General features: G+C 68.1%; 13 protein-coding genes and 2 pseudogenes. 8 read left to right on the top strand and 7 right to left on the bottom strand.

All coding sequences use genetic code 11. The annotated features are described in order from the left end of the window. Positions 1 to 296: pseudogene (locus DM816_RS30155) on the bottom strand (phospho-sugar mutase); the annotation flags it as partial. Positions 297 to 321: 25 nt separating this feature from the next. Continuing rightward, positions 322 to 1,968, bottom strand: coding sequence for a serine/threonine-protein kinase (locus DM816_RS30150; protein WP_117213768.1), 1,647 nt, complete (start codon positions 1,966 to 1,968; stop codon positions 322 to 324). Positions 1,969 to 2,076: 108 nt separating this feature from the next. Here DM816_RS30150 and DM816_RS30145 point away from each other — a divergent pair, with 108 nt between their 5' ends. Then, positions 2,077 to 3,639, top strand: a complete 1,563-nt coding sequence (locus tag DM816_RS30145) for an acyl-CoA mutase large subunit family protein (protein ID WP_117213767.1) — start codon at positions 2,077 to 2,079, stop codon at positions 3,637 to 3,639. A gap of 94 nt (positions 3,640 to 3,733) precedes the next feature. Then, on the top strand, positions 3,734 to 5,173 hold the full coding sequence (locus DM816_RS30140; RefSeq protein ID WP_425455289.1) for an amidohydrolase: 1,440 nt from the start codon (positions 3,734 to 3,736) through the stop codon (positions 5,171 to 5,173). A 615-nt stretch (positions 5,174 to 5,788) separates the two neighbouring features. Here the strand turns inward: DM816_RS30140 and DM816_RS30135 are convergent. Further along, a complete protein-coding gene (locus DM816_RS30135; RefSeq protein ID WP_117213766.1) occupies positions 5,789 to 7,075 on the bottom strand; it encodes a hemolysin family protein in 1,287 nt (428 codons plus the stop codon). Positions 7,076 to 7,087: 12 nt separating this feature from the next. Further along, positions 7,088 to 8,002, bottom strand: coding sequence for a DUF4349 domain-containing protein (locus DM816_RS30130; protein WP_162907988.1), 915 nt, complete (start codon positions 8,000 to 8,002; stop codon positions 7,088 to 7,090). 202 nt (positions 8,003 to 8,204) lie between these two features. Here DM816_RS30130 and DM816_RS43045 point away from each other — a divergent pair, with 202 nt between their 5' ends. Next, on the top strand, positions 8,205 to 8,846 hold the full coding sequence (locus tag DM816_RS43045) for an MBL fold metallo-hydrolase (RefSeq protein WP_162907987.1): 642 nt from the start codon (positions 8,205 to 8,207) through the stop codon (positions 8,844 to 8,846). Between the two features lie 129 nt (positions 8,847 to 8,975). On the opposite strand, the pseudogene DM816_RS45975 reads toward DM816_RS43045, so the two are convergent. Next, positions 8,976 to 9,185, bottom strand: a pseudogene (locus DM816_RS45975) (Fic family protein); the annotation flags it as partial. Positions 9,186 to 9,215: 30 nt separating this feature from the next. Beyond that, positions 9,216 to 10,619: an NAD(P)H-quinone dehydrogenase gene (locus tag DM816_RS30120; protein ID WP_117213763.1), complete on the bottom strand. Its 1,404-nt coding sequence runs from the start codon at positions 10,617 to 10,619 to the stop codon at positions 9,216 to 9,218. An 82-nt stretch (positions 10,620 to 10,701) separates the two neighbouring features. Here DM816_RS30120 and DM816_RS30115 point away from each other — a divergent pair, with 82 nt between their 5' ends. Further along, a complete protein-coding gene (locus tag DM816_RS30115) occupies positions 10,702 to 11,157 on the top strand; it encodes a gamma-glutamylcyclotransferase (protein WP_117213762.1) in 456 nt (151 codons plus the stop codon). Between the two features lie 250 nt (positions 11,158 to 11,407). Further along, positions 11,408 to 12,847, top strand: a complete 1,440-nt coding sequence (locus DM816_RS30110) for a GuaB1 family IMP dehydrogenase-related protein (RefSeq protein WP_117213761.1) — start codon at positions 11,408 to 11,410, stop codon at positions 12,845 to 12,847. A 439-nt stretch (positions 12,848 to 13,286) separates the two neighbouring features. Here the strand turns inward: DM816_RS30110 and DM816_RS30100 are convergent, their stop codons facing one another. Continuing rightward, positions 13,287 to 15,017 carry an acetyl-CoA carboxylase biotin carboxylase subunit gene (locus DM816_RS30100; RefSeq protein WP_117213770.1) on the bottom strand — a complete coding sequence of 577 codons (1,731 nt, stop codon included), beginning with the start codon at positions 15,015 to 15,017 and terminating at the stop codon, positions 13,287 to 13,289. A 165-nt stretch (positions 15,018 to 15,182) separates the two neighbouring features. Here DM816_RS30100 and DM816_RS30095 point away from each other — a divergent pair, with 165 nt between their 5' ends. From DM816_RS30095 to DM816_RS30085, 3 genes are all read left to right on the top strand, one after another. Continuing rightward, positions 15,183 to 15,773, top strand: coding sequence for a PadR family transcriptional regulator (locus DM816_RS30095; protein WP_246002435.1), 591 nt, complete (start codon positions 15,183 to 15,185; stop codon positions 15,771 to 15,773). Positions 15,774 to 15,878: 105 nt separating this feature from the next. After that, positions 15,879 to 16,832, top strand: a complete 954-nt coding sequence (locus tag DM816_RS30090; RefSeq protein ID WP_117213769.1) for an ATP-binding cassette domain-containing protein — start codon at positions 15,879 to 15,881, stop codon at positions 16,830 to 16,832. Between the two features lies 1 nt (position 16,833). After that, entirely contained in the window at positions 16,834 to 17,586 is a 753-nt protein-coding gene (locus tag DM816_RS30085) for an ABC transporter permease (RefSeq protein WP_117213759.1), read from the top strand. Positions 17,587 to 17,627 lie beyond the last annotated feature (41 nt).

Genomic DNA, 17,627 nt, shown 5'->3' with positions numbered 1-17,627 from the left:
CGCCGGGCGTCGTACCCGATGACGATCAGCCCGTCCGGCTGGCGCGCCGCGACCCAGCGCGACAGGCCGGCCGCGGCCTGACGGACCACGGCGAGGTTCATGCCGTTGGGCCCGGCGCGCAGCGGGCCGCGCAGCCCGGCCGTGCCGAACGCCAGCGTGCGGGCGAACCGGTCCTCGAGCTCGGCGACGGCCACCGGATCAGGCAGCTTGCTCAGCAACTCCTGCAGTTCGTCCTGGGAGGTGGGGTCGGGGTCGTCTTCAAGCCACGCCTGTACGCGTTGGACGAGGTCGGTCATTCCGGATTTCTAGCACAGCGCGGCGTCAACCCGTCGGCGGCTTGACGGCAAAGCTTGCCAGCGCGGCCTCGAACACCTGCTTGTCCTGTGCGAAATTGGCATCCCACGTCTGCAGGTAGAGGTGGTGGCCCGCGCCGTTGATGATGGCCACCCGCCACAGCCCGTGCCGCGGTGCCTTGCCCGGCAGCGTGCAGGTGAACTCCAGCTGCGCGCCGTCGACACCGCCCAGCTTGGCCGCAGTGAGCCCGAGCTTGGCGTAGTCGCCGCCACTGCAGAAGGTGTGGTTGGCGTCGGCGTATTGCAGGGCCGCCATCGCGTTGCGCTCGGCCGGGTCGACACGCAACCGCAGCCAGCGCTCCCGGTCCTCCGGATGGTGAAGATCGAGATAATTTTGCGTATCGTTCTTCTTCTTCCAGCCCTCGGGCATGTTGATGATGATCCCTTGGTATTCCGCCTTGGGCACCGCCACCGTGGCCGTGCTCGGCTGCTGCCCGGCGCTCGGCTGCGTCTGCGGTGACTTGTCGGGGTCACGGCCGAGAATGGCCCAGGCCGCGGTCGCCATCAGCACGACCATGGCCGCGCCAACGCCGAGAGCGATGCGCATGCGGTTGGGTTGCGCCCGCTTGGGCTCGCCCGCCGTGATCGCGGGCAGGGCGCTGGTGGTGTGGCGCTGCCCTGAACGCGCCGCCGGCATCTCACCGGTCTTCAGCATGGCCCGCCCGCCAACCTGCTTCTTGCGATCGGCCCGGGTGTCGGCGTAAACCGGTGGCACGACCGGCGGCTGCGGCACCACCGCATAGGGGTCGGTCACGTGCTGCGGGTGCGTGTTTTGCGCCAGCGGGCCGGCGAGCAGCTCGCGCAGCACGCCGCGGGACGTGGCCACGTCCCACCGCTGCTGCGGGTCCTTTTCCATGAGTCCATAGAGGACGTCGATCAGGGGGCCGCAACGCTGCGGCGGCACCGGCGGATCCTCCACCACCGAGTGCATGGTCGCCAGCGGATCGCCCTTGTCGAACGGCGGCCGCCCTTCGACGGCGGTGTAGAGCGTGACGCCGAGCGAGAACAGGTCGCTTGGCGGGCCGAACCGGTGCCCCAGCGCGCGCTCCGGCGAGATGAAGTGCGGCGAGCCGAGCACCATGCCTGGTGTGGTCAGTTGCACGTCGGTCGGCAGCTTCGCCACGCCGAAGTCGGTCAGGACGCAGCGGCCCTCTTTTGTTATCAAGACGTTAGCCGGTTTCACGTCGCGGTGAAGCACACCGCCCGCGTGCGCGATCTCCAGCGCGCCCAGAAGGGCTATGCCGATCTTGGCCACCGCTCGGGGTGCGATCGGGCCGTCCTCGAGCACCATGTCGGCCAGGCTGCGCGCATCGAGCAGCTCCATCACGATCCACGGCCGACCGTCCTCGGTCACCACGTCGAAGACCTGCACGATGCTCGGGTGCGACAGGCCCGCCGCGGCGCGGGCCTCGCGCAGCGTCCGCTCATACATCGCTTCCTGGTCGGACAGTGCCAGGCCGGGTGGGAGCACGACCTCCTTGACCGCGACCTCGCGGCGCAGGATCGTGTCCGTCGCCCGCCAGACCGTGCCCATGCCGCCGTGGCCAATCGCCGTGCGCAGGGCATATCGTCCGCCGACGATGGCTCCGGGGGCTGCGCGAGAGGGGGAATGCATGGTCAACTTCCGTAAGGGGTGTCTGACAACCGCGCCTATTCTGCCCTATCGGCGGCTGTTAGAAACACCTCAACCCCGGCGAGCCGGAGCGGCCCTACGATCAGGTGTGTGACTGAACGGCGGCTAAGTGAGTCCGGCTTCCCGATCGAGCCCGTCTATGGGCCCGCCGATGCGGAGCGTCCGGGGGAGTACCCGTTCACCCGGGGCGTCTACCCAACCATGTATACGATGCGCCCCTGGACGATGCGCCAATACGCGGGGTTCGGGACGGCCGCCGAGTCCAACGCGCGTTACCGGCAGCTGCTCGCGCACGGCACGATGGGCCTGTCCGTGGCGTTCGACCTGCCCACCCAGATGGGTTACGACTCCGACGAGCCCATCGCGCACGGCGAGGTCGGCAAGGTGGGCGTGGCCATTGACTCCATTGAGGACATGCGCGTGCTGTTCGACGGCATCCCGCTGGACAAGGTGTCGACCAGCATGACCATCAATGCCCCCGGCAGCGTCCTGCTCCTGCTCTATCAACTGGTCGCCGAGGAGCAGGGGGTGGCGGGCGATGCGCTCAGCGGCACGATCCAAAACGACATCCTGAAGGAGTACATCGCCCGGGGCACATACATCTTCCCGCCCAAGCCCTCCCTGCGTCTCGTGGCCGACACGTTCGCCTACTGCCGAGCCGAGATTCCCAAGTGGAACACCATTTCCATCTCCGGCTACCACATGGCCGAGGCGGGCGCGACACCCGTGCAGGAGATCGCGTTCACGCTCGCCAACGGCATCGAATACGTGCGCACAGCCATCGCCGCCGGCCTGGCCGTCGACGACTTCGCGCCCCGGCTCTCGTTCTTCTTCGTCGCACGCACCACGCTGCTGGAGGAGGTGGCCAAATTCCGTGCGGCGCGGCGCATCTGGGCCCGCGTCATGCGGGAGCAGTTCGGCGCCAAGGATCCCAAGTCGTGGATGCTGCGCTTTCACACCCAGACCGCCGGGGTGCAGCTGACCGCGCAGCAGCCCGAAGTCAACCTGGTTCGCGTGGCGATTCAAGGATTAGCAGCGGTTTTTGGGGGTACCCAGTCCCTGCACACGAACTCATATGACGAAGCGATTGCCCTGCCGACGGAGAAGGCGGCACGCCTGGCACTGCGCACACAGCAGGTGCTGGCGTACGAGACGGATCTGACGGCGACCGTGGACCCCTTCGCCGGTTCCTACGCCATCGAGGCGCTGACCGACGAGGTGGAGCGGGAGGCGACCGAGCTGATCGATCGAGTGTTCGGATACGGCTCGGCGGTGGAGGCGATCGAGGCCGGGTTCCAAAAGCGAGAGATCGAGACATCCGCCTACAGGACGGCACTGCAGGTGGATTCCGGGGAGCGTGTGGTTGTCGGGGTGAACAGGTTCGCCCTCGACGTGGAGGAGCCATACGAGCCACTGCGCGTGGATCCGGCGATTGAGCAGGCCCAGCGGGCCAGGCTCGCCATGCTCCGCGCGGGGCGTGACGCGGCCGCGGTCTCTGGGGCTCTGCGAGAACTTGAGAAGGCCGCATCGGGGGCGACGGAAAATGTCTTATATCCGATGCGGGAAGCGCTTCGGGCACGAGCGACGGTCGGCGAGGTATGCCACACGCTGCGTAATGTCTGGGGGACACACAGACCTCGAGAGACCTTCTAGTCTTACTGTTCGCACACGGTGTGCGATGAGGGTGAGCGAAGTCGCGTCATCCGTGACTAGGGTGCCCAGTCACCCGTTATAGGAGGTGAGACGGATGCTAGCGATCACTAGTGCTGTCCCACTGGTCACGGAGCCACGCTCACACCAGATCGATCGTGACTCTGCGTCGCCTATCAATCACGAGAAAGTGATTGCGCAGAGTCACCACTCCGGGGCTAGTCTTGTCGAAGTTTGTCCCATCGAGCGAGATCGAGAATCTTCCGTGACGCGAGCGATGACGCTGCCGTCATTGTCACCGATGACGATGGCTTCCCCAAGCACGACCTCGACGCTAGAGCCGACCCCCAATACGCTCCCGGCCCAGCTGGACCGATGGTTGGCAGCGCACGGACCCGATCTGGTAGCGATTCGACGGCATATTCACATGCATCCCGAGCTCTCGCACCACGAGTTCGAGACCGCCGCGCTGGTGGCCCGCACGCTGCACCAGGCCGGGCTGTCGCCGCGCCTGATCCCGGGCGGCAACGGCGTGATCTGCGACATCGGCGAGGGCGAGCGGGTGGTGGCGCTGCGCGCCGACATGGACGCGTTGCCCATCCTCGATGTCAAGAACGTGCCCTACCGCTCGACCGTCGACGGCGTGACCCACGCCTGCGGTCACGACGTGCACACCACGATCCTGCTGGGCGTCGGCCTGGCGCTCGCCGAGCTGGACAAGTCCGGTGAGCTGGGCGGGCGCGTGCGGCTGCTGTTCCAGCCCGCCGAGGAGGCCATCAACTCCGGTGCGCCGCAAATGATTTCGGCCGGCGCGCTCAAGGACGTGGTCGCGATCTACGCGCTGCACTGCGCGCCCCAGTTCCCGGTGGGCCTGGTGGCCGTGCGGTCCGGGCCGTTCACGGCCGCGTGCGACTCGGTCGAGATCCGGTTGACCGGGCGCGGCGGGCACACCGCCCGCCCGCACCTGACCGCCGATCTGGTCAACGCCCTGGCCCGGGTAGTGACCGAGGTTCCGGCGCTGTTGAGCCGGCGGGTGGACGCGCGGGCCGGGCTGTCCATGGTGTTCGGCTCCATCCACGCCGGAGAGTCGTTCAACGCGATCCCGCACGAGGGCGTGGCCAAGGCGACCGTCCGCGTGCTCAACCGCGACGCCTGGCGCGAGGCGCCCGACCTGGTCACCCAGCTGATCAAGGATGTGGTCGCGGCGACCGGGGCCAAGGCCGTGGTCAACTACACCCGGGGCATCCCGCCGGTGATCAACGATCGCATGGCCACGGCGGTGATCGCGGGCGCGGCCGGTGCGGCGCTGGGCGCCGACCGGGTGGTCGAGGCCGAGATCTCCATGGGCGGGGAGGATTTCGCGTTCTACGTGGAGCAGGTGCCGGGCGCGATGATCCGCCTCGGCACGGGCATCCCGGGTTCCGACGTCAAAATGGACATCCACCAGGCATCGTTCGACGTGGACGAGCGCTGCATCGGCTACGGCATCCGCACGATGGTGCACACGGCCTACGCCGCGCTCGCTTCCGCCTTCTGACCGCCCGGCGCGGTGCGCACACAGCGCACCGCGCGGCCGTGGAGCCGGTCGTTCCGAAGTGGACAGTGCTCTGTCTGTCGTCCCATCGCAGTCGCGGATGCGGCTCCGCGAGCAGGCCGAGCCGGCCTGGCGCGGCAGCGAACGCGCCGCGATGACGGTGGTGTCCGATTCGGACGGTGCGCGACCACGCTTGCCCAAGCATGGCTCCCGAACAACCGCCCACCTCGCGACCCCCTTCGCGTTGATCATGAACTTAAGTCAATGCTCGACTTTCGGGGTTTTAGGCTGGCGCTTTCGCGGACGGCGGCCCGCGTAAGAGTAGATCTTGCTTCTTCCCTGGTCGGGCAAGTTGGCAAAATTCTCAAGGCGAGGGGTCGGCACGCATGCTGACCTGGGTGGATCCCGAAGCCCGGCACGGCAAGCGATTCAGGTGCCGGCTCGAGGACCCGGACATCGTGCCGATCCCTGGGACTAGGCGCCTGGACCACCCTTGCCGCGGCGGAGGCCGTCGACAGTTGCACCGTCAAGGGCACGTTCAGGCGCGGTGTGCGCCGCCCCACCGCGCTGCTGCTCGACAGATGGTGGCGGCGGGCGATCGGCTCCTGCCCGGTGCGCTCAGCCGCGTCGGTCAGAGACCCCGTCGGTGAGGCGCAGCCGGACCTTCGTGATGGCCCGTCCGGTGATCTCGACGACCTCGGCGGTGAGGCCGGGCAGCTTCACCACATCGCCCGGCGTGGTGGGGATGCGGCCCAGCTGGTCGAGCAGCAGCCCGGCCACCGTCGTGTAGTCGGAGTCGCCCAGCCGGTCCGTGTCGATGCCGAGGTCGGGCAGGTCGTGGATGGGGAACGCGCCCGGCAGAAGCAGCGCGCCGTCGGGCTCGTGCACGACCATCTCGATGTCGCGGTCGGTCTCGTCGTAGATCTCGCCGACCACCTCCTCGACGAGATCCTCCATGGTGATGATCCCGTCGATGGCGCCGCGCTCGTCGACCACGAGGGCGAACTGCTCGCGCTGGTGCCGGAGCTGGCGCATGGCGTCGGACACGGACAGCGTCTCGGGCAGGAACAGCGCCGGGCGGGCGCGGTCGGCCGCGGTCCCATCGGGGTCGAGCAGATCGCGCAAATGCACTACCCCGAGCACGTCGTCCAATCCGGACGGTCCAATGACGGGTGCCCGGCTGTGGCCCGAATCGGCGAGCCGGCGCAGCGCCTCGCCGGCGGGCAGATCGGCCGGCAGGGACAGCACATCCCGGCGCGGGACGAGGATCTCGCGGATGTCCCTCTCGGCGATCTCGAACGCGCCCGAGATGATCTCGCGCTGCTGCGGGGTGAACCCGCGCTGCGCCACGACCAGCTCACGGATCTCCTCGGTCGTGATCTCCTCGCGGGCTGCGCCCGGGTTGCCCCCGGCCACGCGCACGATGAAGTCGGTCGCCTTGCCCAGCAGCCACACCGCCGGGCGGGACGCGGTCGCCAGCCAGTCCAGCGGGCGGGCCACCGCCAGCGCCCAGCTCTCGGCCCGCTGCATGGCGATGCGCTTGGGCGCGAGCTCGCCCAGCACCAGCGTCAGGAATGTCAGGATCAGCGTGACCGCGATGATGGCCACGGGCTCGGCGGCGCCGCCCAGCCCGGACAGCGGTTCGATCAACGGTTTGGCCAGCGACGTGGCCGCGAAGGCGGAGGCGAGGAAGCCCGCGAGCGTGATCCCCACCTGGATGGTGGCCAGGAACCGGTTGGGGTCGCGGGAGAGGCGGGCCAGCACGCGCCCGCCACCCGACCTTCGCTCCAGCCGCTGGATCTGCACCTCGCGCAGCGAGATGAGTGCCATCTCGCTGCCCGACAATGCGCCATTGATCAGCATCAGGATCAACACCAGCAGGACCTGCGTGCCGTAGCCGCCCACCGGCGCTCACTCCTAGCTAGTCGTCGCTTCGCTTGTCGTCACTTCGGGCCGTTTCCTACGGTAGCGGACTGTCCCGACCACGATCAGGACCGGGATCGCCAGCGCCGCCAGGAACGGCAGCAGGAAGCCGAGGATCGCCGAGCCAGTTTGCACCGACGACACGAAGGCCTTCCAACCGGCCTTCAAACCGCCCAGGAACGTCGGATCGGGCTCCTCCTCGACCGTGATCTCGGTGTTGGGCCCGGCGAGCGTCACGGCGATCGTGGACAGTGCCACGAGGTCGTCCAGCCGGCGCTTCTTGGCCTCCAGCGACGCCAGGTCGGCCTGGCGCTGGCTGAGCTCCTTCTCCAGCAGCACCACGTCCTGCAGGGTGGCCGCGCGCTCGAACATCCGGCGCACCGACTCGACGCTTGCCCGTTGCGCGGCGATGCGAGTGTCCAAGTCGACGATGGCCTCGGTGACATCCTCGACGTTGGAGCTGCGATGCTGCTCCTTGCCCAGCCCGGCGATCCTTTCCATGAAGGAGGCGAACTCCTTGGACGGGATGCGCACGGTGATCTGCGCCTGGGCCTGGCGTGGATCGTCGACGCGCTTCTCGGCGGCGACGAAACCGCCCGCAGTCGTGATCATGCCCGACAGCGTGTCGGCCGCCTTGCGGACATCGTCCACCCGCACGACGATGTCCGCACGGTAAATCAGTGAGCGGCCCTCAACCGGTGCGGTGGGGGCGCTGGTAGCGGTGCTTCCGTAGCCCAAGGCCTCCTTGGCGGGCGCCTCGGGCGCGCTCTGCTGCTTGCCCTCGCCGCCTGCGGTTGCGGGCAGGGGTACCCCAGCGGTGTCTGCCGTCGCCCCGTTCTCGGAGTTCGACGAGCACCCGGTGAGCACAATCATCCCGATGACCAGCGGGAGGAGAAGATGCTTTTTCATGTGGTACCGGACGAGCCGCGCAGGCCGCGTGGTTCCGTCAGACTGGTTACAGCTACAACACGAAACGGGTGTGACTCTGTTCAGGCGAAGCCGTGTTCTTGCGCGGGGGGCCGGGCGCGCAGCGATCCGGGCCGTGCCGCTGCTGGGGACACGGGTGTAACCCTGTTCAGGCGAAGCCGTGCTGCGGAAAGGAGAGCCACAGTTGCGCGTGACAAAGTACTCGCATGCCTGTGTGCGGATCGAACACGATGGGGCGGTGCTGGTCATCGACCCGGGCGTGTGGAGCGAGGCCGAGGAGGCGCTCGACGGCGTTGACGCGGTGCTGCTCACCCACGAGCATGCCGACCATGTCGACGCCGACCGACTGGCCGACGCGCTCGCGAAGCGTCCAAACGCGACTGTCTACACCCACCCGGCGGTCATCGGCAAGTTCGCGGCGCAGTGGGGTGGTGGCGCGGCCACGGCCGTCCACAGCGGACAGTCCTTTGTGGCCGCGGGGTTGCCCGTGCGCGCCTTCGGCGGACTGCACGCGGTCATCCATCCGGAGATTCCACGGGTACCAAATCTGGGTTATTTGATTGATGAAAAGCTCTATCATCCGGGCGATTCGTTCGACGTGCCGGGGGATGCGACGGTCGAGACGCTGTTCGTGCCGGTGGCGGGGCCTTGGCTGAAGCTCGCCGAGTCCATCGACTTCGTGCGGGCGGTCGGGCCGCAGCGGGTCTACGCCCTGCACGACTGCCTCGACAACGAACGCAGCGCGGGCCTGGTCGACGGGCACCTCAAGGCGCGGGCCGGCTGCCCCTACGAGCGGCTGACCCCCGGGACGGCCATCCAGGTGTGATCTGCCCCAGACCGCCGCCCGCCCCACGCCGCCCGGCGCGACCACACCCTCGTGACGCGGGTGCTCCAGCACCATGCGGATGGTCTGATCGCTGATGCCCGGCAGGGCCTGCCGGAGGTCGGCGATGGCCCGCTTGACGCGGCCGTTGCCGTCCTCGAACGGGTGAATTCCGCTCAGGTCGAGCGCGAACAGTCCAATCAGGAGAGCCGACGGAAACCGCTTTCCCGCCAAGGCCTCGCGGTAGCGGGTGACCAATTCCGCGACCGCGAATTCGGTCTGCGCCGCCGGTACGGGCCGGAACCGCGCTGTCGTCGAACCGTCCGCCTGACGATCGACCACGACAGTGTCGTGCGGTTTGCTCTTTGTCGCCTAATCGGAGTCGGCCTGCATCAGCTGGCGGGCGGCCTCGGCGATCGAGCCGGACAGCGACGGGTAGATGGTGATGGTGTGCGCGAGCTGGTTGACCGTGAGGTGGTTTTCGACCGCCACAGTGATGGGCAGGATGAGCTCGCTCGCCCGGGGCGCCACGACCACCCCGCCGATGACGATGCCGCTGGCGGGTCGGCAGAACAGCTTGATGAACCCGTCGTCGAGGCCCGCCATCTTGGCCCGTGCGTTGCCCGCGAGCGGCAGCATGACCTCCCGCGCCGGGGTCTTGCCGCTGTCCACATCGGCCTGCGACACGCCCACCGTCGCCAGCTCCGGATCGGTGAAGACGTTGGCCGCCACGGTCCGCAGGCGCAGCGGTGCGACCGCCTCACCGAGCGCGTGCCACATGGCGATGCGCCCCTGCATGGCCGCGACGCTCGCGAGCGGCAGCACGCCCGTGCAGTCGCCGGCCGCGTAAATGCCGGGCACGTTCGTCCGCGAGACCCGGTCGACGGTCACGTAGCCACCGGGCGCGACCGCGACGCCGTACTCGGTCAATCCGAGCGCGGAGGTGTTGGGGACGGACCCTACCGCCATGAGCGCGTGCGACCCTTCGACCACCCGCCCGTCCGCCAGCTCCACGATCACGCCACCCGGCGAACGCTTGACCGCCGCCGCCCGTGAGTTGTTCAGAATCGTCATGCCGCGGCTGCGGAACACCCGCTCGATGGCCATCGCCGCGTCGGCGTCCTCGTGCGGCATGACCCGGTCGCGTGACGACACCAGTGTGACCTTGACGCCCATCGCGAGGTACGCCGACGCGAACTCCGCCCCGGTCACACCGGACCCGATCACGACGAGGTGCTCGGGGAAGTCGGGCAGGTCGTAGATCTGGCGCCAGGTGAGGATGCGTTCGCCGTCGGGCACGGCGGTCGGGAGCACGCGCGGTGTCGCGCCGGTGGCGATCAGGACGGTGCCCGCTTCGATTATGTACTCTGCGTTACCGTCGTGTGGCGTAACGATCACCGCGTGGGTGTGCCCGAGCGCATCGGCTCCGAGTCGCGCCGACCCGTGCACCAGCGTCACCCCGGCCTTGATCAGCTTGGTCCTGATGTCCCGTGATTGGGCCATGGCCAGGCGTTTTACCCGCCCGTGCACCGCCTGGGCATCGACAGTAATCGCCTCCAGCCCGTCCGAGTGGATCCCGAACTCCTCCGTGTCCCGGTATCCCGTGACCACGTCTGAACTGGCGATAAACGTCTTCGACGGCACGCAGTCGTCAAGCACACACGCCCCGCCCGCGCCGGCCGCCTCCACGATCGTCACATCCGCGTCTAGCTGCGCCGCGACCAGCGCCGCCTCGTATCCGGCCGGCCCGCCACCAATGATCACGATCCTCGTCACAGGCCCATTGTCTACGAATGAACTCGCAAGACACGCACGGGCGGGTTCTCAGCGGGGCTCGCCGCGGGATATCGTCATCGCCGTGCGTCATTACGCAGCGTACGGATCGAACCTTGACCCGGGACGAATGCGGGCCTATTGCCCCCATTCGCCGATGGTTGGCACCGGTTGGCTGGAAGACTGGCGGCTGACCTTCGCCGGAGAGGATCTTGTCGGCTGGGAGGGTGCGGTCACCACGATCGTCCCCTCCGAGGGTGACCGGGTCTTCGTGGCGCTCTACGACGTCCACCCGTGGGACGAGGCACGGCTCGACGAGGTGGAGGGCGTCGACGCCGGGACGTACACGAAGCTGCACCTGCGGGTGTCCACTTTGGATGGCGACGTGACCGCCTGGGTCTATGTGCTCGTTGGCTTCGAGGGCGGCCTGCCCACCTCGTGGTATCTCAACGAGATCGCCAACGCCGCGCAGAAGGCGGGCGCACCCGACGACTACGTGCAGTCGATCAGGTCTCGCCCCACGCGCAACAACCAGGTCTGAGCCGCCGCGTACGGATACCGGACGCAACGCTCGACTGCCGTCCGCCCAAATGGAAACGGTGGCATTCTGCGACGGTGACGGCAGCTTCGCCGAGACCAACGTCGGCATCGGCAACTCCGCGAGCTGGGCCACCACCCCCGGGTGTCGTGGTCGTGGGCCGGGACGGGTTTCGCCCGGGTCGAGGTAATCCGGCACAGGTGCCGGGCCGATTGGCCCCGCACCTTCCCGCACGGTTTGCAATCATGAATCAATGAGGTTTCTGTCCGGGGCGGTACCCGCGCACGACCTGACCTACAACGACGTCTTCATGGCGCCCAACCGGTCCGACGTCGGCTCGCGTTTGGATGTGGACCTGTCGACCAGCGACGGCACGGGCTGCACGATCCCGATCGTCGTGGCCAACATGACCGCCGTGGCCGGGCGGCGCATGGCCGAGACCGTGGCGCGCCGGGGCGGGCTGGTCGTCATCCCACAGGACATCCCGCTAAAGATCGTCACCGAGGTGATCGGCTGGGTGAAGCAGCGGCACCTGGTGTTCGACACCGCGCTCACGCTCGGCCCGACCGACACCGTGGGCGATGCCATCCACCTGCTGCCCAAGCGCGCACACGGGGCGGTGGTCGTGGTGGATGAGGGCAACCGGCCGCTCGGTGTGGTGACCGAGTCCGACACCGTGGGCGTCGACCGGTTCACCCAGCTCGGCGACGTCATGTCGACCGAGTTGCTGACCGTGCCCGCGCACGCCGACCCGAGGCATGCGTTCGACCGGCTCACGCACGGCCGGCGCAAGCTCGCCCCGGTCGTCGACCACGAGGGCGTGCTGTGCGGCATCCTGACCCGGCAGGGCGCGCTGCGGGCCAAGCTCTACCGGCCCGCGCTCGACGACAAGGGCCAGCTGCGGGTCGCGGCGGCGATCGGCATCAACGGCGACGTGGCGGGCAAGGCGAGCGCCCTGCTGGAGTCCGGTGTGGACACTCTGGTCGTGGACACCGCGCACGGCCACCAGGAACGCATGCTCACTGTGCTGCGGGCAGTGCGGGCGCTCACGTCGGACGTGCCGATCGTGGCGGGCAATGTGGTGACCGCCGAGGGGGTACGAGACCTGGTCGACGCTGGTGCCGACATCGTGAAGGTGGGCGTGGGCCCGGGCGCGATGTGCACGACGCGCATGATGACCGGCGTGGGGCGGCCCCAGTTCTCGGCCGTGTTCGACTGCGCCGAGGCGGCACGCGATCTGGGCAAGCACGTCTGGGCCGACGGTGGAGTGCGGCATCCGCGCGATGTGGCGCTCGCGCTCGCGGCCGGTGCGGCCAACGTGATGATCGGCTCATGGTTCGCCGGTACCTTCGAATCGCCCGGAGATCTCTACCTCGACCCGGATGGCAAGCGGTACAAGGAGAGTTTCGGCATGGCCTCGGCGCGGGCGGTCAGCGCGCGCACCGCCGACGACTCGGCCTACGACCGCGCCCGCAAGGCGGTGTTCGAGGAGGGCATCTCCAGCGCCCGCATGTATCTCGATCCGCTCAGGCCGGGCGTCGAGGATCTGCTCGACGAGATTGTGGCGGGCGTGCGCAGCGCGTGCACCTACGCCGGGGCGCGCAATCTGGAGGAGTTCCACGAGCGCGCGCTCATCGGCGTGCAGTCGAGCGCGGGTTACACCGAGGGGATGGCGCTGCCCGCCGGCTGGTGACCGATCCGATAGCGCCGCGCCGGGTAGGCGAGCTTCGCCTTTGGCCGCTTCGACCAAATCTATTGGAGGGTACCGGCCAAGCTCACCAGATAAATCATGACCTCACCGATCCCGGCCCGGACGCGCGCTCCGTGCTCGGGATCACTCATGACGTCGGTCGACTGCTCGGGCGTCAGCCACTGGAACCCGGGTCAACTCTGTTCAGGCGCAGTCGTGCTCTTGCGCGGTTGGGCTCGGCCGCGACCGGAGCTTCGCGCTCACTGCAGCCCCTTCTCCAGCGGTGCAAGGTCTGTGGAGGGCTGGTCCGAGGCCTGCCGCTGCGCGAAAGACGGCGACCAGCTCGCCCACCTCATCGGCCAACGCCATGGGGCCAAGCGCTTGGGGCGCGGGAAACCGTTTCCGTCACGAACTGGCGCACCTGTGCCCGAAGCTCATCCACTCACTTGATCTCGCACAGCACCGTGCCGGGCTGGACGACCTCCCCGACCTTGGCGGCGAGCCCGGTCACGACGCCCGCCTTGTGCGCGGTCAGCGGTTGCTCCATCTTCATCGCCTCAAGCACGACCACCGTATCGCCCTCGGCCACCGAATCCCCTTCGGCCACAGCGAGCTTCACGATCGTGCCCTGCATGGGCGCGGTGAGGGCACCGCCGCTCGCGGCGGGGGTTTGGCTCTTCGTCGTCTTTTTCGACGGCTTCACCGTCGGGGCCTGGGTCGCCGACCCGAACGAGGCGGGCAGTGAGACTTCGAGCCGCTTGCCACCGACCTCTACCACAATCCGTTGGCGTGCCTCGTCTTCGGGCACCTCGGCACCCGCCGCGAACGGCGCGATCGTGTTGTCCCACTCGGTTTCGATCCATCGCGTGTGGACGGTGAACTCCACAAAGGCCGGATCCCGCACGACCGCGCGGTGGAACGGCAGAGCCGTGGCCATGCCTTCCACGACCATTTCGTCCAGCGCCCGCCGGGCCCGCTCCAGCGCCTCGGTGCGGGTTTCCCCGGTCACGATCACCTTGGCCAGCAGCGAATCGAAGTTGCCACTGATCACGCTGCCCGCCTCGATGCCCGTGTCGACGCGCACGCCCGGACCTTCGGGCAGGCGCAAGCGGGTCACCGTGCCGGGTGCGGGCAGGAAGCCGCGGCCGGGGTCCTCCCCGTTGATCCGGAACTCGATCGAATGCCCGCGAGGCACGGGATCCGCGCCGAACCTGAGCTTCTCGCCCGCCGCGATCCGGAACTGCTCGCGGACGAGATCGATGCCCGCCGTCTCCTCGGTGACCGGATGCTCCACCTGCAGGCGGGTGTTGACCTCCAAAAAGGACACTGTGCCGTCCATGCCGACGAGGTATTCGACCGTGCCCGCGCCGTGGTAGCCCGCTTCGCGGCAGATCGCCTTCGCCGACTCGTGAATGGCCGCCCGCTGCGTGTCGGTCAGGAACGGCGCGGGCGCCTCCTCGACCAGCTTTTGATGCCGCCTTTGCAGGGAGCAGTCGCGCGTGCCCACGACGATCACATTGCCATGCGTGTCGGCGAGCACCTGCGCCTCGACGTGGCGCGGCTTGTCGAGATAGCGCTCGACGAAACACTCGCCACGCCCAAACGCCGCAACCGCTTCACGGGTCGCCGACTCGAACAGCGCGGGGATCTCGTCCAGCGTGCGGGCCACCTTCAGCCCGCGACCGCCCCCGCCGAACGCGGCCTTGATGGCTACGGGAAGCCCGTGCTCCTGCGCGAACGCCACGATCTGCTCGGCACCCGGGACCGGCTCGGGCGTGCCAGGCACGAGCGGGGCGCCGGCGCGCTGCGCGATGTGCCGCGCGGTCACCTTGTCGCCCAGGTCGCGAATGGCCTGCGGGGTCGGCCCGATCCAGGTCAGCCCGGCGTCGATCACGGCCTGCGCGAAATCCGCATTTTCGGCCAAGAAGCCGTAGCCCGGATGCACCGAGTCCACACCCGCCCGCTTCGCGACGTCGAGCAGTTTGTCGATGCGCAGGTAGGTCTCCGCACTGGTCGTGCCGCCGAGCGCATAAGCCTCGTCGGCCATCGTGGCGTGCAGCGCGTCGCGGTCGCCGTCGGCATACACGGCGACGCTGGACAGGCCGGCGTCGCGGCAGGCCCGGATCACCCGAACGGCGATTTCACCCCGGTTGGCGATCAACACTTTGGACAGGTCGGCCATGGCCGGAGTCTATGCGACCGCCCAGTAACCCCGCCCTGTGATCTGCCTCCACTCTTCCCGTTGATCATGAACTTACGTCCATGTTCGGCGGCGTTTCGCGGCACCAACTTCATGGTCGACAGTTGGCGGGTACGGGCACGAAACTACTCTTGGGGCGTGTCAACCACCCGCATGATGATCCTGGGCGTCGTGAAGATGATGCAGCCGGTGCATGGCTACGATGTGCGGCGCGAGCTGCTCAGTTGGAACGCCGACAAGTGGGCCAAGGTCCAGCCGGGGTCGATCTATCACGCGCTCAAGAAGCTCGCCGAGGAGGGCGCGCTGCGCGAGCTTGGTCAGGAGCAGGTGGGCGGGCGCCCGGCGCGCACCCGATACGAGATCACGCCGAAGGGCGAGGATCAGTTCCGCGACCTGCTCTCGACCTATCTATGGGGGCAGCACGAGGCCGAAGACCCGTTTATCGCCGTGCTTTCCTTTTTGACGGAGGTACCGCGTGAGGAGGCCGCGGCCGCGTTGAGGAGCCGTGCGCGGTCGTTGCGCGTGTTCAACGACGGCATGGCGAGCGCGATCAAGGTCGGGTGGGCGGGGCCCGACAACAAGCCGGTCAACGTGCGGTGGCTGCTCGAACTGCTGATGGCGCGCAATGAGGGCGAGGTCCTGTGGTGCGAGCGGGTCGCCGATGAGATCGACTCCGGTGTCGAATTCGTGTCGCCCGAGCTGGCAGCGAAGTGGTGTCCGCCGCATTAGGCGAGCGCGGCCAGGTTCGGCTCGGCCGGCGGGCTCACGGAGGGGTACCAGAGGATTAATCAAATTTGACTATTGTCGTACCCCACCGATAGGCTTCGCCCTATGATCATCGAGACCACAGGACTGCGGAAATCTTTCCGCTCCCGGGCCGGCCGTGAGACCAAGACGGTCGAGGCCGTGCGCGGGGTCAACCTCTCGGTGGCCGAGGGGGAGATTTTCGGATTCCTCGGTCCCAACGGGGCCGGCAAGACCACGACTTTGCGCATGCTCGCAACACTCATCGAGCCCGACGGGGGCGAGGCGACGGTTGCCGGGGTCGATCTGCGCAAGAGCCCGGGCGAGGTGCGCAAGCGCATCGGCTACGTGGCACAGGGCGGAAGCACCTGGGACGACTCCACCGCCCGCGAAGAGCTCGTGCTGCACGCGAGGATGTATGGCATAGGCAAATCCGAGGCGCAGCAGCGAGCGGCCAAGGCGCTGGACGCGTTCCAGCTCACCGAATATGCCGACCGCAAGTGCAAGACCTACTCGGGCGGCCAGCGACGCCGGGTCGACATCGCGCTGGGCATCATCCACCAGCCGAAGATCGTGTTTCTGGACGAGCCAACCACCGGGCTTGACCCGCAATCGCGCGCCCACATGTGGGACGAGGTGCGCAAGCTGCGCGACATGGGCATGACCGTGTTCATCACGACGCACTATCTCGACGAGGCCGACGCGCTGTGTGACCGGCTGTCCATCATGGACAACGGCGAGATCGTAGCCGAGGGCACGCCCGCGGAGCTCAAGCAGGAAGTGCTGGGAGACGTTGTGGCCGTGTCACTTCCGGCCGGTGGCACGGGAGCCGCCGAGGTGCTCGACACCGCCGAATACGTGCGCAAGCTGGAGACGACGGAGACGGGCCTGCGGCTTTACGTGGACGACGGCGCGACCGCGATTCCGTTGGTGCTGCGGGCATTGGACGCCGCCGCCATCAAAACCGAGGGCATCGAGCTGCACCGGCCGAGCCTTGACGACGTGTTCCTCGCCAAGACCGGGCGCAGCCTGAGGGAGAGCTGAAGTGAAGTTCCTACGTGACACGTGGCTGGTCTACTCACGACAGATGCTGCTGCAGATCCGCAACCCCGTGTGGGTCGCGGTCGGCATCATCCAGCCACTGTTCTATCTCTTGCTGTTCGCCCCGCTGCTCAAGCCGGCGCTCGGGGCGCAAGACGACGCCACCACCTATCGCATCTTCGTGCCCGGCATGCTCGTCATGCTGGCCATGTTCATGGGATTCTCCGGATTCGGGCTCATCGCCGAGCTGCGGGCCGGCATCATCGAGCGCAGCCGCGTCACCCCGGTCAGCCGGGTCGCGCTGATGCTCGGGCGCTGCTTCCGCGACGTGACCACGCTGATGTTCCAGGCGGTGATCGTGACCTTGCTCGCGATACCGTTCGGGCTGCGCGTGAAGCTCGTCGATGTGTTGCTCGCCTATCTGTTGGTGGCGCTGATGGCGATGTTCATGTCTTCTATTGGTTACGCGTTGGGGCTCAAGCTGCGCAGCGAAGACGCACTGGCGCCGTTGCTGAACATGCTCGTCGTGCCCGTCATGCTGCTCGCGGGGATCCTGCTCCCGCTGACGTATGCGCCGGCGTGGCTCAAGCGCGTCGCCGACTTCAACCCGTTCAGTTGGGGCGTGGAGGGGGCGCGTGCGCTGTTTGCGGGCGACGCCGGGAATCCGTACGTGTGGAAGGCACTGCTCATTCTCGGGCCGCTTACGTTGCTCGCGGTGGTGGTGTCTTCGCGGGCGTTTGCGAAGTCGGTGCGGTAGCGGGGCTGGGCATGGCGGGGGCGCGAGGGGTGCGGGGTGGG

This window comes from Allorhizocola rhizosphaerae, from assembly GCF_003426775.1.
Classification (GTDB): Bacteria; Actinomycetota; Actinomycetes; order Mycobacteriales; family Micromonosporaceae; genus Allorhizocola; species Allorhizocola rhizosphaerae.
The sequence above is the reverse complement of the archived record's forward strand: the minus strand, read 5'-3'. Positions and strand labels throughout refer to the sequence as shown.

Bases quoted from the DNA above. Each gene is read 5' to 3' on its own strand.
- DM816_RS30150 (WP_117213768.1), bottom strand. From the start codon at position 1,968: ATGCATTCCCCCTCTCGCGCAGCCCCCGGAGCCATCGTCGGCGGACGA.
- DM816_RS30140 (WP_425455289.1), top strand. From the start codon at position 3,734: ATGCTAGCGATCACTAGTGCTGTCCCACTGGTCACGGAGCCACGCTCA.
- DM816_RS30130 (WP_162907988.1), bottom strand. From the start codon at position 8,002: ATGAAAAAGCATCTTCTCCTCCCGCTGGTCATCGGGATGATTGTGCTC.
- DM816_RS30110 (WP_117213761.1), top strand. From the start codon at position 11,408: ATGAGGTTTCTGTCCGGGGCGGTACCCGCGCACGACCTGACCTACAAC.